This window comes from Hymenobacter coccineus, from assembly GCF_001816125.1.
In the GTDB taxonomy this organism is placed as follows: domain Bacteria; phylum Bacteroidota; class Bacteroidia; order Cytophagales; family Hymenobacteraceae; genus Hymenobacter; species Hymenobacter coccineus.
In genome coordinates this window covers 1-804 of the sequence record NZ_MDZA01000290.1, presented here as the reverse complement: position 1 = coordinate 804, position 804 = coordinate 1, and the positions used below count along the sequence as shown (strand labels likewise).

Below are 804 nucleotides of genomic sequence, written 5' to 3'. Positions count from 1 at the left end.
AGAAGCTATCCAAATAGGTTGTAATTTGGGGTCATGGCTACAGTTCAAGAATTTACCATTTCCGACACCTTATGGGAGCGGCTTTCCCCGCTCTTGCCGGTTCATGTGCCCAAAGCCCACCCTTTGGGCTGCCACCGCCGCCGCCTTGCGGACCGGGAGGTGCTGAGCGCCATTTTCTTCGTTCTGCGCACGGGTTGCCAGTGGAAAGCATTGGATGCGACGGGCTTATGCAAAGGCTCCACGGCCCACAGTCGGTTCCAACAGTGGGTACAAGCGGGCGTGTTTGCCCGCCTCTGGGACGAGGCCCTGGGCGATTACGACGACTTGATTGGGCTAAACTTTGCCTGGATGGCCCTCGACGGTTCGCTGCACAAAGCGCCGTTGGGCGGGGAAAAAAACGGGGCCCAACCCCACGGACCGCGCCAAAGGCGGCGTCAAGCGCAGCCTGCTGACGGAAGCCCGGGGTATCCCGGTGGGGCTGGTGCTCGACGGGGCTAACCGCCACGATGTGAAGCTGGTAGAGAGCACTTTGGCCAGCTTGCCACCCGCGGCCGAAGCCGCCCGCGACGCCCACCGGGCGGCGGGCGGGGAGCAGGGGCTGTGCCTGGACGCGGGCTACGCCTCGAAGCAGGTGCGCGAAACGCTGGCGGCCCTGGGCTACACGGCCCACATCCGGCCCCGGGGGGAAGAAGTCCAGGCCAAAAAAGCGGGTCAGAAGGCCCGTCGCTGGGTGGTAGAGCGGACCTACTCCTGGCTCAACCGCTTCCGGCACGTGCTCATTCGCTGGGCCAAAAAGCCCGAAAA

General features: G+C 64.1%; 1 protein-coding gene. It reads left to right on the top strand.

The window, feature by feature from the left end; genetic code table 11:
* Positions 1-33: 33 nt before the first annotated feature.
* A protein-coding gene (locus BEN49_RS29640; RefSeq protein WP_239691960.1) for an IS5 family transposase occupies positions 34-804 on the top strand; the annotation gives its coding sequence in 2 pieces (ribosomal slippage) (positions 34-393 and positions 395-804; 770 coding nt annotated over the 2 pieces). This gene is flagged as partial in the annotation.